The organism is Capnocytophaga genosp. AHN8471 (assembly GCF_016806945.1).
Lineage (GTDB): Bacteria > Bacteroidota > Bacteroidia > Flavobacteriales > Flavobacteriaceae > Capnocytophaga > Capnocytophaga periodontitidis.
Window position 1 is genome coordinate 114,435 of sequence record NZ_JAESPJ010000029.1, and the last position, 25,010, is coordinate 139,444.

Here is a 25,010-nt window from a genome sequence, read left to right on the forward strand (position 1 = left end):
AGTTACTTATATTCAGTAACTATTAATTTATAAAGTACCCAACCTTGCATTCTTTCTTCTTGTATTAAGGATAGTCCTACTGAGTTTAAAAATTGACTAAAATCTTCTGTTCTTTTTAGTTTAGGAAGGTAATAACTAATCTTTGCATATTCACAAGCAATGAGAAAAATACCTTTGTCTGAGAGTATGCGTTTGACTTCCCAAAAAGCCTCTTTGAGGTCTTGCCAATGGAAGTGTGTTTGAAAAGCAGTTATCAAATCAAAGGTTTTATCACCAAATGAGGTATGCCGAATGTCCTCTAACTGAAAGATAGCCCTTGTATGAAGCTTCTCTGCTTCCTTAATAGCGATTTCGGATATTTCAATTCCCCAAACTTCACTATGAGGAAAATATTCAGTGAGTAGGACAGTTGATTTGCCATTTCCTACCCCTATATCTAATATTTTTCGTGGAGCTTCTGACGGTTTATAAAGTCCTAATGCCCATTGTACCATTGGTATATAAACACGATTAAAAAGTCTCATCATTATTACACCTACAAAACCCGAAGGCTTTTTAGACTGCTGAATTAGGTAATAAAGCAGGAGTATTAAGATTGAGAAAGTAAGGGCTGTTAGAAAAATAATTTTCACTTGTTAATTGTGGTTTTAAGAGAGTACCTTACCGAACTCTTCAGAGAATTTGGTAGGAGTAAACTCAATAACCTGGTAGGTTGCTATTTGGTGCTGATAAAAAGGGTCTTGGGCAATGATAGTTTCTACCTCTCCCCTACTACCTGCCTTGCACAAAATTATACCACCTACACGAGGTACTTGTGCTCCTGAAGCAACAAAATGTCCTGAAGCATAATGCTTATCTAAATAAGCGCGATGTGCTTCTAAATGTTTTTCAACCTCTGAAAGGTCTTTTTGATACGTTAAAATAATGATGTACATATTTTAGTTATTAGTCGTTAGTTTTTAATTGTTTTATGGAGTTGTATTGGCTACTTGTAATACTTTTCCATTGAATACTTTACTACCATTAAGGGCAAAATCAGCAATGTAGCGTGCCATTTGCTGTGGGGTGATATTAGCTTTATAATCAGGGAAGGCTTCGGCGATCATTTCGGTCTGTACGGCTCCCAAGGCTAAGGTGTTGAAAATAATTCCACGTTCTTTATATTCTTCGGCTAAGAGCTCCGATAGGGTAATAAGAGCACCTTTAGAGGAGCTATACGCTGCCAAACCGCTAAACTTCAAACTTCCTTGTATGCCTCCCATACTGCTGATACTTACCACGTGCGAGCCATTCCTCATAAAAGGCAATACTTTCTGGGTGAGTTGCGCCACTCCGAACACATTCACCTTATACACTTCTAAAAAGTCAGTTTCTGTAAGGGCTTCAAAAGGTTTGTTGATAAGTTTGCCTGCGTTGTGAATCAAGATATCTACCTTTGCCATTGCTCTCTTACAAACTGCGCTACGGCTTCTCTATCTGTAGCTAAGGTAATGTCAAAAGGAAAACAATGTACTTTGGGTAATTTTAGTGCTTCTATGGGAGCTGTATGCCGTGAAAGAGCTAAGATATTGTGTCCTTGCGATGCCAACTGTTGTACCAGTTCAAAGCCTATCCCTCGGCTGGTACCTGTGATGATAATGTTCTTCATTTTTTAATTTTTCTTACTTCTTATTTGTAAGGTATGCTAATTCATTATATTTTTTGTATTGAGCAGATTGCTTTATAATTACTTCCAAACTTTCATTATTTATTGTTTTTATTGGTTGTAAGTTCTCATCCAATAAAGTATAATCTTTTGCTTTGAAAAAAGATAATAACTGATAAAGTATTTTATTGTAATCACTTCTGAAATCTATTCTCAAAGAAACTGAAGTAACTCTATCTTCTCTATCAAAAAATACTTCCAAACAGTTAGAATCAGTATTGCCATATATATCTAAATTCTCACTCCAAGATTTAGTCTTTGGCAGAAAAGAGTTCACCTGCATAAAATCTTCTTTATGAATATTAGCGTGTTCCCATAATTCATATTCAAACTCCTCATTAGATATATCTTTCAATATATATTGATTAGGTATGATCGTAAATTGATATTGCCAAAGTGCCATAATTTATTACTTCTAGAGAGATTTTATTTTTCTGCTTTGTAATCCGTAAAACCTAATACATTTCCTGATGGGTCTAAAAACTCAATCGCCCACCCCGTTCTGATAGGAAACGGCGGACTTAAAAATGATACGCCCTTTCCTTGCAACTCATCATATATTTGTTTTACATCATCTACTTCGATCCAAATAGTTGGTTTGGTATTGGGAAATTTCGTCTTATCTTTCAAAATAATGGCAGGTTCTTCATCTCCCACATTGAAAGCTATCATTCCTATCTCTGAAAAATCAAACTTGATTTTCAGATTTAAAACTTCTGCAAAAAATTGTTTACTTTCTTCAAAATTTTCTGCAGGAAGAAAAAAGTTGTCGTAATTCATAATTCATTTTTTTATCTAACATATATACAAGTAAGATAATGATGTTTTTCATATTATCCTAAGAGATGTGTCTCTCCTACAACATACAAAACAAGGTATCCTATCACCATACTGATAAGCCCTACGATAAGCCCCATTTTTAGCATATCGTTTTGTTTTACTAAGCCTGTAGAGTACGCAATGGCATTCGGAGGCGTAGAAATAGGTAAGCACATCGCTGATGATGCTGCTAGAGCTATCCCAATAAGCACTGTAGAGGTACCACCTATCGCACTTAGGTTTTCTCCCATTCCTTGACAAATAGTTACCAAAATAGGAATTAACAAAGCTGCCGCAGCAGTATTGGAAATAAAGTTACTGAGAAGATAACAAATAAGTCCCGATGCAATCAATACTATTATAGGCGACCACGACCCAAAGGGTATGGTATCGATAGCAAGTTCGGCTAAGCCCGATTCATTGATACCTAAACCTAAAGCGAAACCTCCTGCTACCATCCAGATAACGCTCCAATTGATGGACTGTAGGTCTTTAGCGGTAATCACGCCTGTTGCTGCAAAAATACCCATAGGCACTAAGGCAACGGTATTGGCATCAATACCAGTTAGTTCACTGGGGAGTAGCCATAAAAGAATAGTAATGATAAAAGTGCCACTAACTACCCACATACGCCAACCACGATGTACTTTTCCTAGAATATGTAAGTTAATTGTTTTTTGAGTAAAAGGAAAGAATTTTAATATAAGTCGCCACGAGATGAAGAGTAACAAAAGTACCAATGGGAACATAAACGACATCCATTCGCCAAAATCAACGCCCATATTCAGTCCTTTAGGGTCGTTAAGAGCTTGCAGAGCAATAGCGTTAGGAGGTGTACCAATAGGGGTAGCCATACCGCCTAAGTTAGCGGCAATCGGGATACTCATTGTGAGCGCGGTACGTCCTTTACCACTTGCAGGCAATGCTGCAAAAACAGGAGTAAGAAAAGTGAGCATCATAGCTGCCGTAGCAGTATTACTCACAAACATTGAGAAAATACCCGTAATGAGCAAGAAACCCAATAGCACATTCTCGCTTTTATTTCCGAACGGACGTATCAAATTCTTGGCAAGCAAGACATCTAACCCCGATTTGGTGGCGGCAATAGCCAAAAAAAACCCACCCAAAAAGAGTATAATTACAGGGTTAGCAAAGGTAGCCATAATCTCCTTACTGCTGAGTAGTTTTCCGAAAATCTCGTTCTCTTCTCCTTTAAAGAAGAACAGACTGTGGTTAGAAACCGTTAAACACATTAGGGTGATGATACCCAGCGAAGTAGCCCACGAAGGGATAGCCTCACTAATCCACATTAGGGTAGCAAATACAAAAATAGCGATAATTCGCTGATGTACCACCGTTAGTCCGCTAATATGAAACACCTCAGTAGGCAAATTCCACACTACAGCAGTTACAATCACTATACATATCAAAGCGATAAGGTGTTTTTTTTCAAAGTGATTGGTCATTACATTTTCTAATTCTTTAGACATAATATTTTGGTAAGTTTAAAAAGTTATTTGCTATTTAACAAACGAATGACAAAGGTATAAAAAAAGAATAATCCACCAAAGAAAAACGATAGTTTTTTATTGTCGAATTTCGTTGTTTTCAATAAAAATAGATTTATGTAAATCTACTATTCCCAAACGCTCACGAGCAAGAAGCTCAATTTCTTGTTTATCTCTTTTCTTTTCATAATCAGTACACAAATCAGCTATAATGTCCTGTAATCCTCTTGCAGTTTTTCTATGATCACTTGCAAAGAATAAGGTATAAGTTTCAGCATCCCCTTGTTTGTATTCTTTCTTCTTTAGGATTTTTTGCAGACCTCGTATATATTTTGCTTTAGTGGCAACTTCTTTAGGTGTTAGAGGAGGAGGTACTACTTCTGTAGTTCTTCCAAGAAAAATATCAAACAATTCAAAAAACATATCTAATGCTTTTTCTCTTGTTTTGGCTTCCAATAAAAGTATATCCGGCCATCCTCTACTATCATAAATAATATATCTTTTCTGTAACCAATGGTAGAAGTCAGTTAATATTTTTTCATCAGGAATTTTGGTGTTATCTCGCAACATATATCCTATTAGAAAAACGTGAAAACATTCAACATCATATTTCTCTATATATTTCTCAGGTGAAGTTCTCACAAGCTCAATTAGCTCAATCAATGTCAAAGAGTTACTATCTTTTTTACTGTTTTCTAAACAAAAATCACCAAAGAGTTCGAAAAACTGCTTTAAGGCATTCTCTTCTGTTTTGAAAACTGAAAACAGCAAATTTGCCCAGTTATTAGTTTTTTCATTAGGATATATCTGTTGTAGCCAAAGATAAAAGTCGCCTAATACTTTTGTTTGTATTGCAGGGTGTGCTTCTTGCCAATTATTGAGAAATATTTCCAAAGCGAAAATACTCTTTTTGCTAATATGTAGCTCAGGGTGAGGTTCTATAAAAGCTATCAGTTCCTCTATTGATAAATCCTGAGAATGTTCAGAAAAATACTTATTATAAAATTCATCAAATAATATAAAGAAGTAGAGCAAAGCTGCTTTTTCACTTTTCCACATAACAAAAAGCTTTTCTGCCCAATTATCAATATCCCTTGGGTATTTTTCTTGTAACCAAGGGAAAAATCCTTGTTGCAGCAATCGAAGCCCTACATCTTCCCCTTTATAGCGAAGAGCCCAACCATTGAAAAAAGTTTTGAGGTAAAATATATCATACTTCCTAATATACATTGGTGCTCGATATTTCATATATCTAAGAAGTTCTAAAGTAGTGATGTTTTTCATAATCAATAATGTTTTATATTCCCCATAAAGAAGCTTGTAATCTTTTGATATAAGAATCCTCTATGACATCAATAATAGCTAAAATATGAGCTGGAATACGGATGTGATGAGTGAGCAATTCGTTTAATACATTTTGAAGGGCTACAAGATATTCATCATAGGAAATAAGTTCTTGGGAATTTTCAAGTGCTTCAGCAACAATTTTATTCGAGGAACACTCATCTTTTAGCTGACTAATGAACTCATTGGTAACCAATGCTATAATATCTTTCTCTGGGTGGTATATATCAATATTTAATTCCTCTTGAATAATTGTAGCTGCTTCTTTTTCAGTAAGAGGAACTGCCCCATACATCCAATTGTCATCCCACATCTCCAACATTTCAATAACATCAAGTAAGCCATCAGGCATATCTATTCCTGCTCTTAAGCTAAATTGATAGTTGTAAAAGGCGACTTTTTCTGCATTATAGCCTTCTTTCCAAAGAGCTTGTAAGCCTTGGATATAATAAACAATGGCTTTTATTTCTTCTGAAGTCATTTTATTACACTTAGTTTTTCTGGGACATTAATAGGAATTCTTAGTTGTAAGTTAAGTTCAGAACGAGTGATTATATGGTTTGCATCTTCAAAATAGGCTTCCTTAAAGTACTCGCTATTATCTAAAAACAAAAACCATAAAAGTTCGCTACTCTCTTTATGGATAAGGTAAATAAAACCATCTCCTTCCCAACTACATTCACCTCCATACACTTCATATTGAGCATTTTCTGCCACCATTTGTGGATAGAGATTAGAGACATAATCCTCTTCGTTATAAGAAAAATAACTATCTAAGGACGATTTACACAAAATTCTTAGGTGATACTTCTCTTTAATCCATTGTCCTTCTAAAACAAGCATATCACCATTAGGGTAAGTAATAGATTTGATAATAGGATAAGTGTAATTTTCAAGAATGTTTTTGATACGTGGATGCATATTTATTTGAGTATTTTTAATAGTTCTTCTGACAAACGAAATTTGATAAGTGCCCATATCCAAAAGGCTCCTACGAGCAATGATTTTAAGCTGATATTCACCAGCGGGTGAAATGGGAAGTCCCAAAAGAAGAAACCTCCTATGGCTACGATACCAAAGAGAGTAGTCTGTAGAGTTTCTTTATAAAAAGGCTGTAAGTTGTATTTGCGATATACAAATCCCGATTTAAGAAGATTATACGAAGTAAAAGCTAAAAGAGTAGCAAATCCAGCTCCATTAATCCCATAAATAGGAATGAGCCACATATTCATTAAAACAGTGCCTATGACCAAGAAAACGCCCAAAAATAGCACTGTGCGATAGTAAGGAGAATTGAGTAATACCGCATTGCTGAAACCTACTAAGGCATCAGAGAGTTTCACTACGGATATGATGATAAGCACTCCAAGCCCTGTGCTATAATCCTTATCGGGCAAGAGGGCATAACACTGCTGGGCGTTTACGATGATAAGCACACAAATCACCATACTCACAAAATAAGTATTCACGGTACTGCGCTTATACAGGTCGGATAGCTCTTTTGGCTTGCTTTGATTCATAAATTGTGCCGTCAGTGGACTCACAATCTGGTACATACTCCTATACGGAATAGCAATCACCGTAGCTGTAAAAATGGCTACATTATAAACGGCAATCTCACCGATAGGCAAGTATTGGTTCAGCATAAACTTATCAATATCCATCAATACGGAAGCTACCGACCCCGATAAAATCACAAAAAGGCTGTACAAAAAGACTTCTTTCTTGTTCTTAGGCAACCCCCAAGCAAATTGCGGTCGGCGTACATAGAAAGCGAAAACAAACATCAAGAGCATACGCAAGGCATAGACCCAAAATATGCCCCATATCAGTTGGTGAAAGTCGATGAGCTGCAAATAAATGGCTAATAACAAGAGCATCACCCCTACCCTATGGAATACCTCTTTAAGGAAATTGCCAAAGACGGTTTTTAGCTGTACACGTGTCCACGCATAAGCAATTTCAAAGTAGGCCATCGCTATGGAAGTGAGGAAGATGAGCAAAACGTAATCGCGTACTTCTTCGTTTTTAGCCGAAAGCCATTGCGCAATCTGTTCGTACCCAATTACCCCGACAAAGGTGGCAGGCACAATGATGAGCAAAGGCAAAAAGCAAAGCATCAGGTTGAATTGCGCTTGCTCTTTCTTATCTCGATAAGCGGTATAATAACGCACCAAGGTATTGTTCACCCCAAAGGCGATAAGAGGGGACAGAATGGTGGCAGAAGAAGTAACATAACTCACTAATCCGTACTGAGCTTTGGAGAGGAAGTAAGTGAACAAGAAAAGGGTGTTCAGTGCCCCTATGGCAAACCCTAAATAGGTAGCCAACACATTCTTAAACGATTGACGGAGCACTATCCCCATAAACTATTGTATTTTAAAGTTGAATTTGTGTTCAAAAAACGACTGCCATTCGGGAGCTTTAGTAACGCCCATTTGGTAATATTGTAATGCTGTATGCTCATCACCTACACCATAATAAGCTAAGGAAAGACGAAAATAATTGTTGAGTTCGTGTGGATAAATATGTACTATATCCGCTACAATAGGTAATGCATCTCCATATTTTTGAGTGAGGAACATCAAATCTACCCATTCAATAAGCGTATTATAAGAATAATCGCCATTTTGTACTGCCTTGCGATAGCCATATTCAGCTTCTTCAAGATTTTGGAATTCAAAATAATTCAATTCGGCATAGCGACGCCAATAATAAGGCTCATTAGGTTCAAAAGTGAGTACTTTCTGAATATATTTCAGGGCTTTGCTGTGGTTATGGCGCAAGTAATAAAAGTCGGCTAAGGTAATCCACGCTTTGTCTAATTGAGGATCTTCATGAGTAGCTCTAAAATAATACTCCTCTGCCTTAGTATCATTATGCATTTTTTCATAACAACGACCTATATGTAAATAAGCTAAAGCTGAAGGATCGTCAAGGGTGAGAGTAATTTTGTAGTTTTCAATAGCTTTTTCGTAATCTTCCATCATTTCGAGCACGCGAGCTTTCTCGAAATAAGCTCCTGTGAAAGTATCGTCGCTGATAATAGCGAAATCGAGGCAACGCAAAGCATTTTTGTAATCACCAATAGCCAAATAGAGTCTGCCAAGATAATACCAAGCGACTTCACAATAAGGATTTTGGTCTAAGTAATGATTTAAGAAAGAAGTAGCTTCTTGTACATCACCTAAAACTTCATAACAGAATACTAACTGTTGTAGTGCTGTATAGTCCTGAGGGTCTTGTTCCAAACATTTGATAAAATAGTTTTTAGCATTGGTATAATCCTCTATATAGAGGTATTCCATTGCTATTAAGGCATAAATATTGGAAACATCATCAGTAAGAGTGAGGGCGTATTGCAACAACTCAATAGCACGGTGATGTTTGTTCATTTTAGAATACAGATTAGCCTGCTGTGTGTGTACTTCGGCATTCATAGGTTCAAGCACAAGCAATTCATTGAGAATTTCTGAAGCTTCCTCCAAACGGTCTTCAAACACCAATTGCTCAGCATTTAGCAATTTCAGTGAAGACGCATCGGGGTGTTGCGATAATCCAATCTCTAAGGCACGTTTGGCTTTACTAATACGCCCATATTCTACGTAATATTCTACAATCTCCTCAAATTCATCCACATCAAAAAAGAGGATATTATTCTCTTTGAGCATTGATTCAAATTTGCTAACGGCGTAGTTTTCTTCTTCTGGTAACATTTATTTTAGTTAAGATCTATGAGTTATGAGTTAAGAGTTACGAGTTGTTGTTGTTTCTTAATTCCTCAGGTATTATCCCCAATACCTTATACCACGCTTGGGCGTTCTCACAAGTGGGGTCTAAGCTTTTGCCTTTGGTATAAAAAGGCTCCCATTGCCAATCCTCACCCCCTGTACAACCGATAGCAGCGTAGTTCATCAGGAATTCCTTAAAGTTATCGGCTATATAAAGCCCGTGGTTCTCACTACCATCGTGACTGAGATACACAACCTTACCATAGTTCTCTGGCTCTAACTCAATAGCGATATAATCGCCGTTGCCTACTTGGTGAAAGGACATTTTATTATGCCAAACGCGATCATATTCGTTATTGTAATCGGAATATACCTCTTTTACCCAACCTTTGCGATCGTCCTCATAGTCCAAAAGCAAATCCAATCCAAAAAGCAACTGTCCGCGAAAGATTTCAACTAATTTATCAGGTAGAGAAATGTCGCCCTCATCCGTAATATCATTAATATCCCAATAAAAATCCAAATGGGCAGTGTTCTCCAAGAGTACTTCGCGGAAATGAGGAGGTAATATATAGCCTAATTGCTCCTCTACGGCTTTGATTTCATCCTCTATAGCGGGCTTTTCTATCGTAAGAGGTTCTATCTCGCCACCAAGGTCTTCTATCTTTTCTAAAAATAGGTTTAAGCGCTTTTTAAAAAGCTCAAAATTGAAAGTTGTTTTCATAATGATACTTATTTTAAGATTAATTGTTTGTTTTTACTTCCCAAAAGCCATTTCGCTTACCATTTTTGCGTTCGATAAGTCCCTTTTCTACCAGATTTGCTGTAATAGTCTTTACAGTGCGTTCCGATTTTCCTATATGCTCAGCAATAATCTTTTGAGTGGCGGTAGGATTTTGTTGTAAATATTGTAATACTGCCATTTCCTCCAAAGTGCAATTCAAAGTGCAAATTTTGCCCTTTGGAATTTGCTCTTTTGCACTTTGAAGTTCATCCCCTACTAATAAATACCTATTTTTAAGCTCGTTTTCCTCACCTAAAATTAGGTTTCTAAAGAAACGTTCTATGTATTCAGTAGTTGCTGTTATCCCTTTAGCAAGGTTGTTGTAATTGGCACGGACTAAGGCATTACGAAAATACCAAGAATGATAAGCAAAGGCTTCATTGCTCATCGCAAAGCCAAAGGTACGCAGGTATTGAATCGTGAAAACCGCCGTTGTACGCGTATTGCCCTCACCAAAAGGGTGTATTTGCCAGAGTCCTGAGACAAATTTTGCTATGTGCTTGATAGCTTCCTCCACAGGTAAGCCTTGATAAGAAAAACGCTTTTCTTGCTCGAAATCATAGTCTAAAGTCTCACGCAAATTGTTTGCACTGGCGTAGAGAACCGTGTCTCCACCGAGTACCCACTCCTTTTTGGTGATATTGTAGTCGCGCAATTTGCCTGCAAACTTGTAAATACCGGTGAATAACTTGCGATGAATGCCTATATATGCCACTGGGGAAAAGCTAAAAGCCGACTCGGTAAGCAATTCGGTGATGCGCGCCGAAACTTTATCGGCTTCCTCAGTGCGTTCTTCTCCCTGCTCATGGCGTACTGTCTTGGACTGATAATAACTATCAATGAGGTGCTTAGCCTCCTCTATAGTAATATCCCCCTCGATGTGTTGCTTAGCTGTTTGCACGAGATAATCCGAAGGTTTCAATCCATCTACCGCCTGCAAGCCAATAGCCGTCTGCCACGCCTCACCTTTTTCACGACGATGGGGTTCAGTTTCCCTTATATATTGCTCGAAGTCATTCATTGTACTACTTTTTTAAGTGCTAAAGATAATTAACTCTTACTTGTCTAACACTAATTTTTTACAAATTATTTCTAATTGAGTAGCATTGCATTCATTACGCCCCAAATTGTCGCAGATGATGGTCAAAATGCTTCCATTGCAGGATTCCCCACTCGTCGGGAATGAGTTTGCCAAAGAAAGAATGGGGATGCTGACTGCATTTTTCTCTTCCATTGTTATAAAAAAGGGTGATCAGCTCTTTAGCTCGTTGCTTTTCTTTCTCAAAATACTCCATAGAGATGTCTGTGATAACATACATCTTATCAGTAGGGGAATTTTTAGGCATAGGCTGGTCGTTGATAAACCTTTTCTTTACCAATTTTCCTATAAGCCTACCGATAAATGCCCGCTTGGGGAAGTTTTTCCCTAAAGGAGTTTCTAAAGAAACGTTCAAGTGGGCTAACATCTGTACAATGTTCATCTTTCCCCACTGACGCACAGCATCTACTTTCAGATTTTCTAACCGATTGAGTATTTCGTTCTTATCTGCTTCGTTATATAAATTTTTCATTTGCTTATTTAGAGTTATTTATTCTCTTTTACACCTATAAAAATATCTACTTCGGAGGCATCTCCTTGCTGAGACTTCTCGGTGTAGCGCTCATAGTCGTATATATAAGTGCGATTGAGCGTGGCGTCGTTGTCCCAGATATGTTGCCACATCTCCCCTACTGCTTGAGGCATTGCGCCTTTGGCTACAAACTTTTGAAAGGTTTGTTCAGGGAATTCTCTTCCCTCTAAGCCGTCGGGAATCGTACTGAGCGTGGTAACTTCTACTCCTATTATACAAGTATAAGGCTCGGTATAGTCCTTTTGGTAATCGGTGTAGATGCTGTAAATAGCATCGCTTACCTTATTAGGTATTTTTGCCAAAATTTGCTCGCTAAAAAAGCGTTGCCAAAGGTTTCCGATGTCCTGCATCGCTTGTCCGTTCTGATTGGTAGTGCGTACACTAATTCCTATGATTTTCATTTTCTTTGTATTTAAATAGTTTTTAATAAATTTTCTTTAACTTCTTACAAACTTGCCGATACTCTCTAAAAGTTGGGGTTATTAGTTCTTTTTTACGCCTATAAAAATATCTACTTCGGAGGCATCTCCTTGCTGAGACTTCTCGGTGTAGCGCTCATAGTCATATATATAAGTGCGATTGAGCGTGGCGTCGTTGTCCCAGATATGTTGCCACATTGCCCCTACTGCTTGAGGCATTGCACCTTTGGCTACAAACTTTTGAAAGGTTTGTTCAGGGAATTCCCTGCCTTCTAAACCGTCGGGAATCGTGCTGAGCGTGGTAACTTCCACTCCTATCATACAAGTGTAAGGCTCGGTATAGTCCTTTTGGTAATCGGTGTAGATGCTGTAAATGGCATCGCTTACCTTATTGGGTATTTTTGCCAAAATTTGCTCGCTAAAAAAGCGTTGCCAAAGGTTCCCGATGTCTTGCATCGCTTGTCCGTTCTGATTGGTAGTGCGTACACTAATTCCTATGATTTTCATTTTCTTATATGATTAATTGTTATATAGAATATCACTCTTGGAAATATTCTCAAAAATGAAGGAATAATTCTTGAATTTTTCGAATGAAATAAATCTTGTAGCCATTTTCTTGTCTTTTTTAATGGTTAAACAAATAATTTTAGTAAATTTCTAGTTTATATCGTACCCTACGGACTTTATATTGTATCCTACGGACTTGATTTTGGTTTCTACCGAGTTAATATTGTGTTCTACGGGGGTGATATTGTGTTCTACAAAGTTAAATTTGTATTCTACAGGGTTGATATTATCTTTTTTGAAGATTATCTTCTACTTTAAATAAATCATCTATATTCATTTCGTTAGATATAAATTCTTTTTCATCAAAAGTTTTAACTCGTGCTTTTAAAGTAACACCCTTTTCTTTCATTTTTTCTAATTCATTCTTTAAATTTACATCCAAAATATAGAAAAACTCTAATAAATTTTTATCTTTTTTATCAGAAGAATTTATTCTTTCAGGAGGAATAGGATTAGATAAACAAAATTCTTTTTGACCTAATAAAACTTCACTAATTTCAAAAATAGGAATAGAAAAACCTTTATATTTATCAGTTTTATTAGTTACTGATAAATATATTATTAGCTTCTCAATATCATATATATCAAAGAAACGAGCTAAATATAACTCTAAATCTTTTTCTGTTTGATTAATATTTTCCATAGATTTATTTTACTATAAATATTATTACTAAGACAATTCCCATTAAAGATAAATAAAAAGGTAATAATGTTCGTGAGAAAAGAGTTTCTCTATAACATTCTTTATAAGGTGTTATATCCATAGAAAAATCTATTTCTTTCTTACCTTTTTTGCTTACATCTACATATAATCTTCTATATTGTCTCTCTGTTTTTATGAAAAAAGCATCAAGAAACCAAAAGAATAACAATGGTATAAAAGAAAAGGGAATATAATTTTTATTTATGTTCTCTTTTTCTAACAATGCAATTAATGCTACTACAAGTGTAATACACCAACCTTTAATGATAAATGAATTATTTGCCATTCTATTAATGGCATTTTGTATAAATTCTAAATGTTTTAGTTTCTTTTCCATTTATTATTTTCAATATTTAAAAAGAGGAGAAATTTTATTATCTTTCATAATTCTATATAAATAGTCAAGAGATTGTTCTGGATAAGAATGTTGTGAATATACCCATTCTTTAAATTTTTCTGGAGATATTTTAGTTAAATGTTCTAATCCTAATTCATAGCTTACCATTCCTAATCCTTGATGACTAAAACATTCTGTACTTTCTCGTAAAGGAATACTTTTTCTCTTAGGAACTCTTTTCCTAATAATTTTACTTGTTTGTATTTCGGAAAAAATCCAAGGAGAAAGAGTTCTGTCTGGTCTATTAATAGAATCTTTCAATGATATAGAATTGGGCGTGTTTAGAAAAATTAGAACTTCGCACCTATCAATCATTACATTTAATGAATTCATAAGCATTAAATGAACGTGAGATGTACTAAGATTTCGCATATTATAATCATAATTACCTGTATTACTATTCCTACAAAAATCATTATCGATATGCTTTAATAAATCTTGATAATTATTCCATATAACAGAATCTACAAAAACATTCAAATGATGTCTTTTTCTCAACTTTCCAGCTATTGCAAGTGCTAGTTTTTCATCTTTATGAGAATGGGATAAAAATATATGGAAATCATTTCTGTAAGGGAACCATTCTTCTATAATTTTATTTCCATCTAAGATTTTTTCTCCATTAGTTCTTCTTGAATAGTATGACGAAAAATCAATTGCTTTTTGTCGAGATTTTTCTTCCTTATAATAGTTCTCTTTTTGAATATCAGAAAATATATCAATATCATTCAATTTTAAATTAAATCCTCTATACATATTCTTATAATTTTGATAATTCTTATTTCTTCAAAAAACTCTGGCAAAGTTCATTTTAATCACCTTTTTGTGCAATGACCTTTGCCAAAGTGCTGTGATTAACCATTAATAATTAATAATTAATCATTGTTTGTACATCTTTTCGCGGAGTTCCTGAATATTTTTGTCGTCCATATACTCATCAAAGGTCATATAGCGGTCGATAATGCCACTAGGGGTAAGCTCGATGATACGATTGGCGACGGTTTGTGAAAATTCGTGGTCGTGGGTGGTGAAAAGCACGGTGCCTTTGAAGTTTTTCAGCGAGTTGTTGAAGGCGGTGATGCTCTCCAAATCCAAATGGTTGGTAGGTTCGTTCAGCATTAGCACATTGGCGCGCAACATCATCATACGGCTGAGCATACAGCGCACTTTCTCGCCTCCTGAGAGCACTTTGCAGTTTTTGAGGGCTTCCTCGCCACTGAAAAGCATCTTGCCCAAGAACCCGCGCACGTATACTTCCTCGCGCTCTTCCTCTGTTTTCGCCCATTGGCGCAACCAATCCACCAAAGAAAGGTCTTGGGTGAAGAAATCGGAGTTATCCACGGGCAGGTAAGACTGCGAGGTGGTGATACCCCACGCAAAGGTACCCGCATCGGGCTTTAGGTTGTTGTTGAGAATCTCATAAAAGGCGGTGGTAGCACGTGAATCCTTAGAAATCACGGCTACTTTGTCGTCTTTGGCAAGGTTGATATCCACATTTTGGAACAATACCTGTCCGTCGATAGAAGCAGCGAGGTTTTCCACGTGTAGGATTTGGTCCCCAGCCTCGCGGTCACGCTCGAAAATGATAGCAGGGTAACGACGAGAGGACGGTTTGATTTCCTCGATATTGAGTTTCTCCAACATCTTCTTACGAGAGGTCGCCTGCTTTGATTTTGCCACGTTGGCACTAAAACGCGCAATAAATTCCTGCAACTCTTTGGCTTTCTCTTCAGCCTTTTTGTTCTGTTGCGCACGCTGACGCGCTGCTAACTGACTACTTTCGTACCAGAAAGTATAGTTACCCGAATAATGGTTGATTTTCCCAAAGTCTATATCGGAGATATGGGTACAAACAGCATCGAGGAAGTGGCGGTCGTGGGATACCACAATCACCGTATTGTCATAGTTTGCCAAAAAGTTCTCCAACCAGCTGATAGTCTCGAAGTCAAGGTCGTTCGTAGGCTCGTCCATTATGAGTACATCGGGGTTGCCGAAGAGCGCCTGAGCCAAAAGTACTCGCACTTTGAGCTTACCGTCCATTTCGGACATCATAGTGTAGTGCATATCCTCAGAAATACCCAAATTGGAGAGCAGGGCTGCCGCATCACTCTCGGCGTTCCAGCCGTTCATCTCATCGAACTGTATTTGTAGCTCACCAATGCGTTCGGCGTGCTCATCGGAATAGTCGGCATAAAGGTCGTCCATCTCTTTTTTGACTTTGGAGAGGACTTTGTTGCCCATAATCACGGTGTCGAGCACAGTATAGTCGTCATAAGCGTAGTGGTCTTGCTCAAGCACCGACATACGCTTGCCCGGTTCGAGGATCACACGCCCCGAAGTAGGTTCTTGCTTGCCTGAAAGGATTTTGAGGAAAGTAGATTTGCCTGCTCCATTGGCACCGATGATGCCGTAGCAGTTGCCTTGTGTAAAGGTTACGTTTACCTCATCGAAGAGGACGCGCTTGCCGAATTGTACGGATAAATTGGATACTGATAACATTGTTAATGATTAATGTTTAATGATTAATGTTTAATGATTAATTAAAGATCTACGGTAAAAATAGTATTTAGTTGGTTCTTCAAAGCATATTTATAAAAATCTAATACCCCTTTGCTCCAACTCAACAAATAGTTAAGTTCTTCCTCATTTTTAGTATATGAGTAGTCTGAGGGAATTTTTTCAAAATTCTTTTTGATAATCTCTTGTAGATTATTCTCTTCAAGATAGTCTACAATTTTTTGAATATTATCGAGGTCATTCACAAATATTACACAATCATTATGATCTAATAATAAATAACCTCCAAAAACAATATTAGGAGCTATTCCTTCTTCTTTGTACCAATCACCCTCACAAAGACAATAGTGAATGCCTTCCCACGCTTTATCTATCTGATAACTTTTGGGTGTACCCAAGAGATTTTCTTCAATGGTGTTGAGCATATAAGCATACATCTTGTCATCATCTTGTTCTGCAATAGTATCTACCTGCTCATCACTAAGTGCATAAAAAACGCCTAATCGTGCCATAATATATTTTTATTATTCGTCTCGGTTATACAAAATTGTTAAGTAAGCAGTTGCTTCCATATTATCCAAAATGGGTTTAGGATTATACATAAAAGTTTTGGTTTCTTTTTTAGGATTATTCTCATTCTCTTCAAATACATTTCCTCCCATAGTGGTTTCCAACTTATTGGTGCTCAAATTAAAACTCACTATAGTTTCCTCTCCAGTACTCCTATCAAAACTATTGGTTTCCACTCCAATAAGTTCAAAATGGCTATTCTGGTATCTGAACACATACTCTACATTGGTAATATACCAAGAGCCTGCTGAAAAGAAATATTGAAAATTCAGTCGTAAGGTATTGTTTTTTATGTTTATATCACCTTCCTCTAACGGATCTAATAGAGAAGAACTTTCTTTAGGAGGTTCTATAAAGCCTTTATCATTCTTAGCGGCTAATTTGTAAGTACCATTTTCCTGTTTGAATAGTACCAAAAGAGCCCTTGGATTGGTATTCAACGTATCATTATATTCTGTAACACTTATATTATTAGGATTTTTTTGTTCTACAATAAGAGCTGTATCTGTTAAGCCATCCTTGTTGAGATCTCCATCTACTTTCATTATAGCAGACCAATGTTTAGGCACAAAATCTTCCATTTTATTTCCTTGTTCTGGGAAATCAGTCGGATATTCTTCTGTTACTGAGGTAGTTGGTTCTTCATCTGTTGTTGAAGTAAGAGGTTCATTGGTATCAATCACATTAGCATCCTTTTTCTTAGATAAGAAATGACAAGAACTTCCTAATAGGAAAAAAGATAGAATGCTAAATAGAAATAAGACTTTCCTAAAAATAATAAATTGCATAGTGACCATATTTTCTGCAAAAGTACACAATATTTGTAAGATATGGAAAAATAGTTGTGATTCTAAAAGAAAATTATTCTCTTTGTCCTCTCTCTATTTTTCTTACAAAACGGTCTAGTTCTTTGCTTTCATAAAAATCAAAACAATCCAAACAAATAAGATTTGCTTTAGGATCCGCCATTTCATTCTTTAACAGTCCGTTAGGAAATTTAAACTGTTTGTTTTGGATCACGAAATCTTTTGTCTTTTCTAACCCCTCTAAGCCATAATGAAAAAATACAACCCCATCTATATGGTCTTTCGAGAATCGAAAGGTGCTGTCTATTCGATTGTAATTATGCTCCATACATAAGTAGAACGCGTATTTTTTGAGCAGTTTTATCCGATCTCTTTTAGTCAAATCTGGCAAGGTAGGCTTACAAGAAGACAACAAAACAACTATAATAAGTGATATTAATTTGATAATTCTCATAATCTGTAATTTATTTTTCTGCAATGATTATTAGTGCCATTGATTTTTCCTTATCAAAAGGGTCTTTTTTGAAATTACCATATAAGTTGATGGCTTGAAATCCTATCTGAGTAAGCCATTGGGTAAGTTCGTCAGCGAAAATAGGCTGTAACAATTCCTCATTTTCTATGGTATCGTCCAAAATAGTCTTGAAACGAATTTTTCCTTCCTCATTGAGATAGTAAAATCGCTCAAACTTCACCTTATCGTTGACTATTAAGGGAAGATTACCGAGGTAATCGTCTTGTTGCTGGGCAAAATATTTTTCAAAATTGACCAATTGCAGGACAAGTTTCCCCCCTTGGGTGAGTTGTCCATAAGCTTTTTGCAAAAAGAGCTGTACAGAGGCCTTACTATCCAAATGTGGGAGCGTATTACCGATGCAAACAATGTTATCAAAGGTGGAAAGCTCATCAATAGTAAGCATATTGCGCTGTTGTACAGTAATGCCTTTTTCGGCAGCTTTGGCAATCAATCGCTCACTGAGGTCGATAGCGGTAACTTCATATCCTTGTGAGCTTAAGTAAGCGGTAAGATTACCCGTAGCAGCACCTACATCAAGGACAGTATACCCTTGTAGCTCATCCGCAAAAAATGTTTGGTGGGCTGGAGATAGTGGAAAGATATAATCGTATTTTTCCGCAATTTCGTTATAGAATTTTGACATAATGATGAATGATTAAAGATTAGTAATTAATGGAATGGATATGCTTTGTTTATAGATTTTAGCATAACCCTTAATAGTATCTAATTTTTTAAAATTCAAATCTTTGTTTTCTTCTAAAGAAGGATAGATGATAAGGCAATCTATCAATTTATTTTCTTCTATTTCAAACTCATTGTAGACTGCTTTTAAACGTGCATAGCCACTTACTTGGCGGATGTCGTCTATATCTCTGCTATCTTTATAAATAGGTTTATACTTGGCATCAATGACCATTTTGTATTCTGGAGTGTTGAGCAAAAAATCTAATTCGGTATAATCGGCAATAAAATGATAGAGTACCTCTTCCCTACCTCCAAACTGTTCTTGTAGCTTTTTATAGACATATAACTCAAAAAGTTTGGGCATATCTATCCAAAAAGGCGGAATAGTTACTTTTTGTTGGGTTGTTTCGGTGATATTATACGAAAAACGCTTTAAGATATGCTTTCCGATGCGAATGGCTTCCTCATATTCTTTGAAAAAAGTATTGGTAGTAAGTTTTTTGAGGTTTTCTATATTAATTTCTTCTGAAATCAACTCAAAATGTGGACTACAATAGGTAATCAATTCGATAATAGATTTGTCATTACCTGCAAAATAATTAGGATGCGTATTCTTAAAGCTGATGATAAATTGCAAAACTTTCTTTAAAAATCGATTTTCGAGGCTATTTATTCCAAACTCTTGATACCTACACACGTGTGATGTGAGTTTGTTCTTAAAAACATTTTGTTTGAGGTGTTTAGCTAACTGTATCTTACCTTTGATACGGCTATTAAGATTTTCTTCTACAGTGTAATATGATTTTTTAAGTCCTTTGCGCACAATACGTTTGAGTAGCAAAAGGAATTGCACCATTAGAAAAGGCGTGAGTGTATCTTTTTGCTGTTCGATAGTAATTGGAGGTTCGTCCCAATAGATTTTGATGAGGTCTTGTGTATCTTTAGGATCAAGCCCAGTAATACTGAGAAGCATTTTTAGATAGTCAATTTCTGCCCATTCTTCCTCTTGAATAGGAGAGCCTTCAGCTATCTGTTTTTTATTCATTTTAGGCTCTATGTATACAAATTTGTGATGTTTTACCAACCACAACGCCCCTATATAATAGCCTGTCTGCAAACATACTTCTCCCTCATTTGTACGCTTAATTTCAAAAGGATAGACAGGATTTCCCTGTCTATCTTTTTTTAATATATACGGACAAACCTCAGGTATTGCTTCAAAGATTTTTAGCGCTTCCCCTTCCTTTTTGATGCTATGAGGCTGATGTTCAAGAAGCGGTATTTTCATTGTTGATAAGGTTATTTATAGTAGTTTCTATTCCTTCCCCTACGAGGATACCATCTTTCACATATTCAAGCAAAATAGGCTTAATTTCGTATTCCCAACGGATGTCGATAGGAGTATTTTTAGTAATGAAATACGAATGCCCTAATTGAACCTCTTCCTTTTTGAACTCAGAAGATAAATTAGTATTGAACAAGTTAGTCACTTTAGCAAATAACTTACTCTCAAACTGGTCGCCTAATTCATTTGTTAAATCTTTAGGCAAGACATTTACAAAGGCAAAGCGGCGGCGGATAGCATAGTCTATATGCCCTACGGAGCGGTCGGCGGTATTCATCGTACCGATAATATAGAGATTAGGGGGCAAAATAAGATTGTTTTCTCCCTCAATAGCATACATACTTTGTACTGCTTCACCTCGGTATTCTAAGGCATAGATAAGTTCGCCGAGTACAGCTGATAGGTTTGCACGGTTGATTTCATCTATGACAAGAACGTAGTTTTTAAGAGGTATTTTATCAACTGTAGGCTTATAGTTTTCTCTAAACTCATAGTATTTTTCTACAATTCTCAGAAAATAAGAGGCGTGTTGTCTGGCTTGACCACCTATAGTTGTCAATTTGGTTACACCCTGTCTATCTCTTACACCCGATTCGATAATACGTTTAATTTCAGCATAATTCATATTCAAACCATTACTATGTACTTCCCAATTATCGCCTTTATATTTAAAACGCTTATCATCAGCATCAAAAAGATAAACAGCTTCTGTTAATGGATATTTGTAGTCTTCACTTTGAGCTAATTCTTCTTTGATATGTTCAATGAAAGCCTCAAAAACCTCTTCTTCTTTTAGTGTTTGTGTACTTTGTTGCGCTTTATGCCAATTATTAAAAGCTTCTTTAGCAAAAGCCCCTAATATTTTATTTTCAGCAGTATATACAATCCCACTCCCCTCTTCGTTAGGTTTAGCAACTATTCCTCTTACAAAATCTTCATAAGAGTAGCTGGGGTGAAATTGAATGAGTTTGAATCGCTCATTGCCCTCTAAACTATCATTTTCACCTAAGCCTAATAACGCTTTGGCAATACGTTTAGCCTCACGAGTTTTACCAGTACCAGGGGGACCTTGTAGAATGATTTGAGGTTTGTATTTTAAAAGTTTTATAACGAGGTTGTCCTCTTGAGCTTGTGTATTTCCGTTCATAATATTTAGTAAGTATTGAGCTTTTTCTAATTTTATATCTGTAAGTGTTTTTGGAGGTAAATTATCTTCAACATCCCATACTCCTTTTTTTAGCCATTTAACTTCACGACAATGCTTATATGCAGTTCTTTCGTCATCAAAATAATAATCAGAGATTACTTTGCCATAGCCTAATAAAGTTTTTGTTCCTTTTTTAGCAATGACAATATCGCCTATATTTATTTTATTTTCTCCATTGCAAAAATCATCAATAGCAGAAACGTTATTAGGTTGTTTTTTTCTTTCTCCATAATTGTTTATTAGGGTTTTAAGAATAGATTTTCTATCCGCGTAATTTTCTAAATTTTCTAATTTGTCCCAGCCAATAGCCATAATACCTTCATTATAAAACTCCTCCCATTTAACAGCTTGTTCACCAGGACTGTACAACCAATATTTAGCCTCTTTATTAGCTGTTAAACTCCATATTCTTTTGGCAAAAGTAAAGTAATCCTCTTCGGGAGATTTTTGTTTAAGCACTAAATCTTGTAAGTTATAAAAAGAAATCTTTTTCTCAAACTCAATACTCAACTTTTTAGCTATTTCTATCAGTTTTTCTTTTGAAAATACATTCAAAATCCTATTATCACTATACAAATGAGCTATTTTCCATTTAATAGCATTACCTAAATCTATAGAATCAATAGCTTTAAAATCACCTGCTTGAGATTTCTTTATGATATCAATAATAATATTTTTCACATTATTAAAAGCCTCATCTCTTTCTTTTCCATATTTGTCAAGCCAAGCATATTCTCCATCAGATATAGCATTCTTTTCAAATTCTCTATCTGTATTTCTTCTCTTATAAATACCAAATTTAAATGATGAACCACCCCAAATACTTCCTAATATCTCTGTTTTTTTCTCTAACCAATAGCAAAAAGAGTCATCTTTATTGAGGTTAGTATATTCATCAATAGCCATTTCTTTCACTTGTTCTAAAGACCAAGTACTTAAAAATTCATCTCTTAATTGGTATAGTTCCTCATTTTCTATTTTTTGTATTTTTAAGCGACAAAAATACTCAAATTTCCGTATATAACAAAAGAGCTGCCTATTTTTTAGGTAGCTCTTTCAAAGTTGTTTAAATACTATTTTTATTGTAATTCACGGAAAGCTTTATGCAAAAGGCGACGCTTGTCGTTGATAGATTCTTCCATAGAAATCATAGTTTCGGAACGAGCTACCCCTTGAATATCATCTATCATATAGATCACTTCTTTGGCGTGTTTGGTGTCACGAGCTCGGATTTTACAAAAGATATTGTACTGCCCTGAAGTAATATGTGCTACTGTTACAAAAGGAATTTCTTCCAAACGTTCTAATACAAATTGAGCCTGATGATTACGCTCTAAAAAAATTCCTACATACGCTATAAAAGTATAGCCCAATCGTTCATAATCTACTGTGAGTGTAGAACCTTTAATGATACCAAGTTCCTCCATTTTTCGTACTCTTACGTGAACAGTCCCCGCTGAAATTTCCAACTGCTTGGCTATCTCAGTAAAAGGGGTTCGAGTATCATCAATCAACAGATCTAATATTTGATGATCAGTTTCATCTAATTTGTATCTCGCCATCTATTATATTTTTATAATTTACTCAGCGTGCAAAGTAAGTATTTTATTTTGAATTATCCAAATAAAAAGACTTATTTTTTACATTTTCTGTATTACTTTGTGTTAAAGCTTTTGTAAATCTAAACTATTTTCAATAGAACTTTTATTGATAGGAGCATTAAGATATTTAGATAGGGGTATTTCTTTATGCCCATATTTAGTGGATAAATCATCAATTTCAACAATATAAGGGACAAACGAGATTTGATTATTTTCTAAAACTTCTTTGTAAAGAATACCTACATCATTACCACTATGTGTATCATCACGCAAGATAATATCATAAAAACATTTGTCGTTTTCCGGTATATTGAAGTAATCTACGTAGTTTACATTTGTAACACAAGAAGTAGCAATGTATTCTAATGCTGTTAAAATAGCTATCGCTATGTAAGATCTTGTATGTTCACGGTTATAATCATTAGGGTAATGTCCTGCTTCAAAAAGGATTGTAGGTGTACCTAATGAAGTATATTTATCTCCAGTACAGTTGATATTAAAACTATCGTCAAAACGCGCTATTTGATTAGGTATATGATGTTGTAAAATGCTATTCATTACAACAATTAGCTCCATTGCTTTCTGGCGTACTTCGTTGATATTACGTTCTTTATTATAAGCAGGAGCTAAGAAAGAAACTGTGGCTGGAAGTGGAGTTCGTCCTACACTGAAAATAGTTCGTTGATCGTGCAGATTAAAGCAATAATCAGGCTGTACAAGGTCATAAGCTTTACGCAAACACTTGCTTTCAGGTTGTGTAAGTTCGTTAGCATCACGATTGAGATCAATATTGTTGTAATTTACACGTGTAAACAATTTAGCTCCGTCGGGGTTTAGCATTGGAATACAATAGATACTCAATTCGGATAAAATATTAGCTGTTTGAAGTTTTAATAGTACATCAAAAAAAGCTTTAGTAGTAGTAGATTCATTACCATGCATTTGTGACCAAAGTAATATTTTTTTATTACCTTTACCTACTCTATACAAGTTAATAGGAATACCTTTAACAGAGTTTCCTAAGTGAATAATTTCATCAAAGGGATATTTATCTAAAAGAGGAATAATCATTTGATAGGTAATATAACGTCCTGAAAGTCTTTTTTCCATTTATATATATTTTTTAAGGACAAAAATAAGAAATTTTTAATAGATGACAATTATATATATGTAAAAACTTAAACATGAAGATTTTTACAAATGTAATCTATAATTACATTTACATAAAATAGAATTAACCTAATGGAATTTTTACAGGTGTAATCATAACAAAAACAAACATTTTTCAGTAGAAAATCTCTCATAAAGGTACTATAGAAATTTTTTATAGTTTATTCATTAATTGTTGTAAATAAATTAGTTATGTAAATAAAATAAATTAATACTTCAGTAGTTAAGAAAATATTATTATTTTAAATTTGTATATCTCAAAATATTGATTTACATTTGTACATTCTTAATAAAAATGATATAAGTTATAATGTTAAACACATCAGACTTTTCTATTCGCTTACAACAAGTGATGGATTATTATGGATTGAATGCAGCAGCTTTTGCCGATACTTTAGAAATTCAGCGTTCAGGAATATCACATCTTCTATCAGAACGCAATAAGCCGAGTTTAGATTTTATCTTAAAGCTCATAGAAAAATTTCCAGAGGTGGATATGTATTGGATAACTCAAGGAAAAGGAACATTTCCTCGTAAAGAAGAGAAAGAATTTTCCGTACCTAAAAAAGTACAACAACCTGACTTATTCAGTGATATTCCAGAAATAGAAATGGAAAGTCCCTCTCCTACTCTATCCTCTCCTATTAAAGAAGAAAAAAAAGTTAGTTTAGATAAAGAAGTATCTTTACCATCTTCTATAGTGAATAATACTGTAGGAAAGAAAATTAAGCGTATTATCTTTTTTTATGAAGATAATCATTTTGAAGTTTTTGATAGTTAGGTGGAGGAAAATAGCCCCAAACAAGACCCATACATTTTAAGAAGTTAGGCGTAATTAGTTGATTATCCAACTAATTACGCCTATTCTGTAGCGGGAACTGGACTCGAACCAGTGACCTTCGGGTTATGAGCCCGACGAGCTGCCTACTGCTCTATCCCGCGATTTCTGTGTGCAAAGTTACAACCTTTTTTATAAATACCAAAC

28 protein-coding genes, 1 tRNA gene and 1 pseudogene are annotated in these 25,010 nt (G+C 35.4%); 1 reads left to right on the forward strand and 29 read right to left on the reverse strand.

The genetic code is table 11. The features are described from left to right. Positions 1-2: 2 nt before the first annotated feature. The 28 genes and pseudogenes from JMN12_RS12630 to JMN12_RS12765 all read right to left on the reverse strand — a co-directional run bounded on the left by JMN12_RS12630 (position 3) and on the right by JMN12_RS12765 (position 23,965). Positions 3-527, reverse strand: coding sequence for a class I SAM-dependent methyltransferase (locus JMN12_RS12630; RefSeq protein WP_238423912.1), 525 nt, complete (start codon positions 525-527; stop codon positions 3-5). A gap of 120 nt (positions 528-647) precedes the next feature. After that, the gene (locus JMN12_RS12635; protein ID WP_088594268.1) at positions 648-935 is read right to left on the reverse strand and encodes a YciI family protein; all 288 of its coding nucleotides are present in this window, start codon (positions 933-935) and stop codon (positions 648-650) included. A 33-nt stretch (positions 936-968) separates the two neighbouring features. Beyond that, positions 969-1,648, reverse strand: a pseudogene (locus tag JMN12_RS12640) (SDR family NAD(P)-dependent oxidoreductase). Between the two features lie 13 nt (positions 1,649-1,661). Further along, positions 1,662-2,108 (reverse strand): hypothetical protein, encoded by a 447-nt coding sequence (locus JMN12_RS12645; RefSeq protein ID WP_203139558.1) that lies wholly within the window; start codon positions 2,106-2,108, stop codon positions 1,662-1,664. Between the two features lie 23 nt (positions 2,109-2,131). After that, positions 2,132-2,485, reverse strand: a complete 354-nt coding sequence (locus JMN12_RS12650) for a VOC family protein (protein WP_203139560.1) — start codon at positions 2,483-2,485, stop codon at positions 2,132-2,134. A gap of 53 nt (positions 2,486-2,538) precedes the next feature. Continuing rightward, on the reverse strand, positions 2,539-4,014 hold the full coding sequence (locus tag JMN12_RS12655; RefSeq protein WP_203139562.1) for an SLC13 family permease: 1,476 nt from the start codon (positions 4,012-4,014) through the stop codon (positions 2,539-2,541). A gap of 96 nt (positions 4,015-4,110) precedes the next feature. Then, positions 4,111-5,316: a hypothetical protein gene (locus JMN12_RS12660; RefSeq protein WP_203139564.1), complete on the reverse strand. Its 1,206-nt coding sequence runs from the start codon at positions 5,314-5,316 to the stop codon at positions 4,111-4,113. 13 nt (positions 5,317-5,329) lie between these two features. Further along, complete coding sequence (locus JMN12_RS12665) at positions 5,330-5,857, reverse strand: hypothetical protein (protein ID WP_203139565.1); 528 nt, start codon at positions 5,855-5,857, stop codon at positions 5,330-5,332. Next, complete coding sequence (locus JMN12_RS12670) at positions 5,854-6,297, reverse strand: hypothetical protein (protein ID WP_203139567.1); 444 nt, start codon at positions 6,295-6,297, stop codon at positions 5,854-5,856. Before JMN12_RS12670 ends, JMN12_RS12665 begins: the two co-directional genes overlap by 4 nt. Positions 6,298-6,299: 2 nt before the next feature. After that, complete coding sequence (locus JMN12_RS12675; protein WP_203139570.1) at positions 6,300-7,742, reverse strand: lipopolysaccharide biosynthesis protein; 1,443 nt, start codon at positions 7,740-7,742, stop codon at positions 6,300-6,302. A 3-nt stretch (positions 7,743-7,745) separates the two neighbouring features. Further along, positions 7,746-9,092: a tetratricopeptide repeat protein gene (locus tag JMN12_RS12680; protein WP_203139572.1), complete on the reverse strand. Its 1,347-nt coding sequence runs from the start codon at positions 9,090-9,092 to the stop codon at positions 7,746-7,748. A 37-nt stretch (positions 9,093-9,129) separates the two neighbouring features. Continuing rightward, entirely contained in the window at positions 9,130-9,831 is a 702-nt protein-coding gene (locus tag JMN12_RS12685; RefSeq protein WP_203139574.1) for an SMI1/KNR4 family protein, read from the reverse strand. Positions 9,832-9,850: 19 nt separating this feature from the next. After that, entirely contained in the window at positions 9,851-10,912 is a 1,062-nt protein-coding gene (locus tag JMN12_RS12690) for a Fic family protein (protein WP_203139576.1), read from the reverse strand. A 94-nt stretch (positions 10,913-11,006) separates the two neighbouring features. Continuing rightward, complete coding sequence (locus JMN12_RS12695; protein ID WP_203139578.1) at positions 11,007-11,462, reverse strand: DUF1569 domain-containing protein; 456 nt, start codon at positions 11,460-11,462, stop codon at positions 11,007-11,009. Positions 11,463-11,476: 14 nt separating this feature from the next. Continuing rightward, complete coding sequence (locus JMN12_RS12700) at positions 11,477-11,923, reverse strand: GyrI-like domain-containing protein (protein WP_203139580.1); 447 nt, start codon at positions 11,921-11,923, stop codon at positions 11,477-11,479. A gap of 81 nt (positions 11,924-12,004) precedes the next feature. Then, positions 12,005-12,448: a GyrI-like domain-containing protein gene (locus JMN12_RS12705; protein ID WP_203139582.1), complete on the reverse strand. Its 444-nt coding sequence runs from the start codon at positions 12,446-12,448 to the stop codon at positions 12,005-12,007. Positions 12,449-12,734: 286 nt separating this feature from the next. Further along, positions 12,735-13,151, reverse strand: coding sequence for a hypothetical protein (locus tag JMN12_RS12710; protein ID WP_203139584.1), 417 nt, complete (start codon positions 13,149-13,151; stop codon positions 12,735-12,737). 4 nt (positions 13,152-13,155) lie between these two features. Further along, positions 13,156-13,548, reverse strand: a complete 393-nt coding sequence (locus JMN12_RS12715; protein WP_203139586.1) for a DUF3278 domain-containing protein — start codon at positions 13,546-13,548, stop codon at positions 13,156-13,158. A gap of 9 nt (positions 13,549-13,557) precedes the next feature. Further along, positions 13,558-14,364: a toll/interleukin-1 receptor domain-containing protein gene (locus JMN12_RS12720; protein WP_203139588.1), complete on the reverse strand. Its 807-nt coding sequence runs from the start codon at positions 14,362-14,364 to the stop codon at positions 13,558-13,560. Positions 14,365-14,487: 123 nt separating this feature from the next. After that, positions 14,488-16,107, reverse strand: a complete 1,620-nt coding sequence (locus JMN12_RS12725) for an ABC-F family ATP-binding cassette domain-containing protein (RefSeq protein ID WP_203139596.1) — start codon at positions 16,105-16,107, stop codon at positions 14,488-14,490. 41 nt (positions 16,108-16,148) lie between these two features. Next, complete coding sequence (locus JMN12_RS12730) at positions 16,149-16,637, reverse strand: DUF1877 family protein (RefSeq protein WP_203139599.1); 489 nt, start codon at positions 16,635-16,637, stop codon at positions 16,149-16,151. 12 nt (positions 16,638-16,649) lie between these two features. Beyond that, positions 16,650-17,483: a hypothetical protein gene (locus JMN12_RS12735; RefSeq protein ID WP_203139601.1), complete on the reverse strand. Its 834-nt coding sequence runs from the start codon at positions 17,481-17,483 to the stop codon at positions 16,650-16,652. A 73-nt stretch (positions 17,484-17,556) separates the two neighbouring features. Continuing rightward, entirely contained in the window at positions 17,557-17,955 is a 399-nt protein-coding gene (locus JMN12_RS12740) for a hypothetical protein (protein WP_203139603.1), read from the reverse strand. 10 nt (positions 17,956-17,965) lie between these two features. After that, entirely contained in the window at positions 17,966-18,661 is a 696-nt protein-coding gene (locus JMN12_RS12745; RefSeq protein WP_203139605.1) for a class I SAM-dependent methyltransferase, read from the reverse strand. A gap of 12 nt (positions 18,662-18,673) precedes the next feature. Continuing rightward, positions 18,674-19,990, reverse strand: a complete 1,317-nt coding sequence (locus tag JMN12_RS12750; RefSeq protein WP_203139607.1) for a 5-methylcytosine restriction system specificity protein McrC — start codon at positions 19,988-19,990, stop codon at positions 18,674-18,676. Next, the gene (locus JMN12_RS12755; RefSeq protein ID WP_238423913.1) at positions 19,971-22,160 is read right to left on the reverse strand and encodes an McrB family protein; all 2,190 of its coding nucleotides are present in this window, start codon (positions 22,158-22,160) and stop codon (positions 19,971-19,973) included. The genes JMN12_RS12750 and JMN12_RS12755 overlap by 20 nt, the downstream gene beginning before the upstream one ends. Before the next feature lie 173 nt (positions 22,161-22,333). Further along, positions 22,334-22,816: an Lrp/AsnC family transcriptional regulator gene (locus tag JMN12_RS12760; RefSeq protein ID WP_002678948.1), complete on the reverse strand. Its 483-nt coding sequence runs from the start codon at positions 22,814-22,816 to the stop codon at positions 22,334-22,336. A gap of 102 nt (positions 22,817-22,918) precedes the next feature. Further along, positions 22,919-23,965 (reverse strand): M14 metallopeptidase family protein, encoded by a 1,047-nt coding sequence (locus JMN12_RS12765; RefSeq protein ID WP_088594249.1) that lies wholly within the window; start codon positions 23,963-23,965, stop codon positions 22,919-22,921. Between the two features lie 370 nt (positions 23,966-24,335). Here JMN12_RS12765 and JMN12_RS12770 point away from each other — a divergent pair, with 370 nt between their 5' ends. Further along, the gene (locus tag JMN12_RS12770) at positions 24,336-24,806 is read left to right on the forward strand and encodes a helix-turn-helix domain-containing protein (RefSeq protein ID WP_088594248.1); all 471 of its coding nucleotides are present in this window, start codon (positions 24,336-24,338) and stop codon (positions 24,804-24,806) included. Between the two features lie 88 nt (positions 24,807-24,894). Here the strand turns inward: JMN12_RS12770 and JMN12_RS12775 are convergent. Continuing rightward, positions 24,895-24,967, reverse strand: a tRNA-Met gene (locus JMN12_RS12775). Between the last annotated feature and the right edge of the window lie 43 nt (positions 24,968-25,010).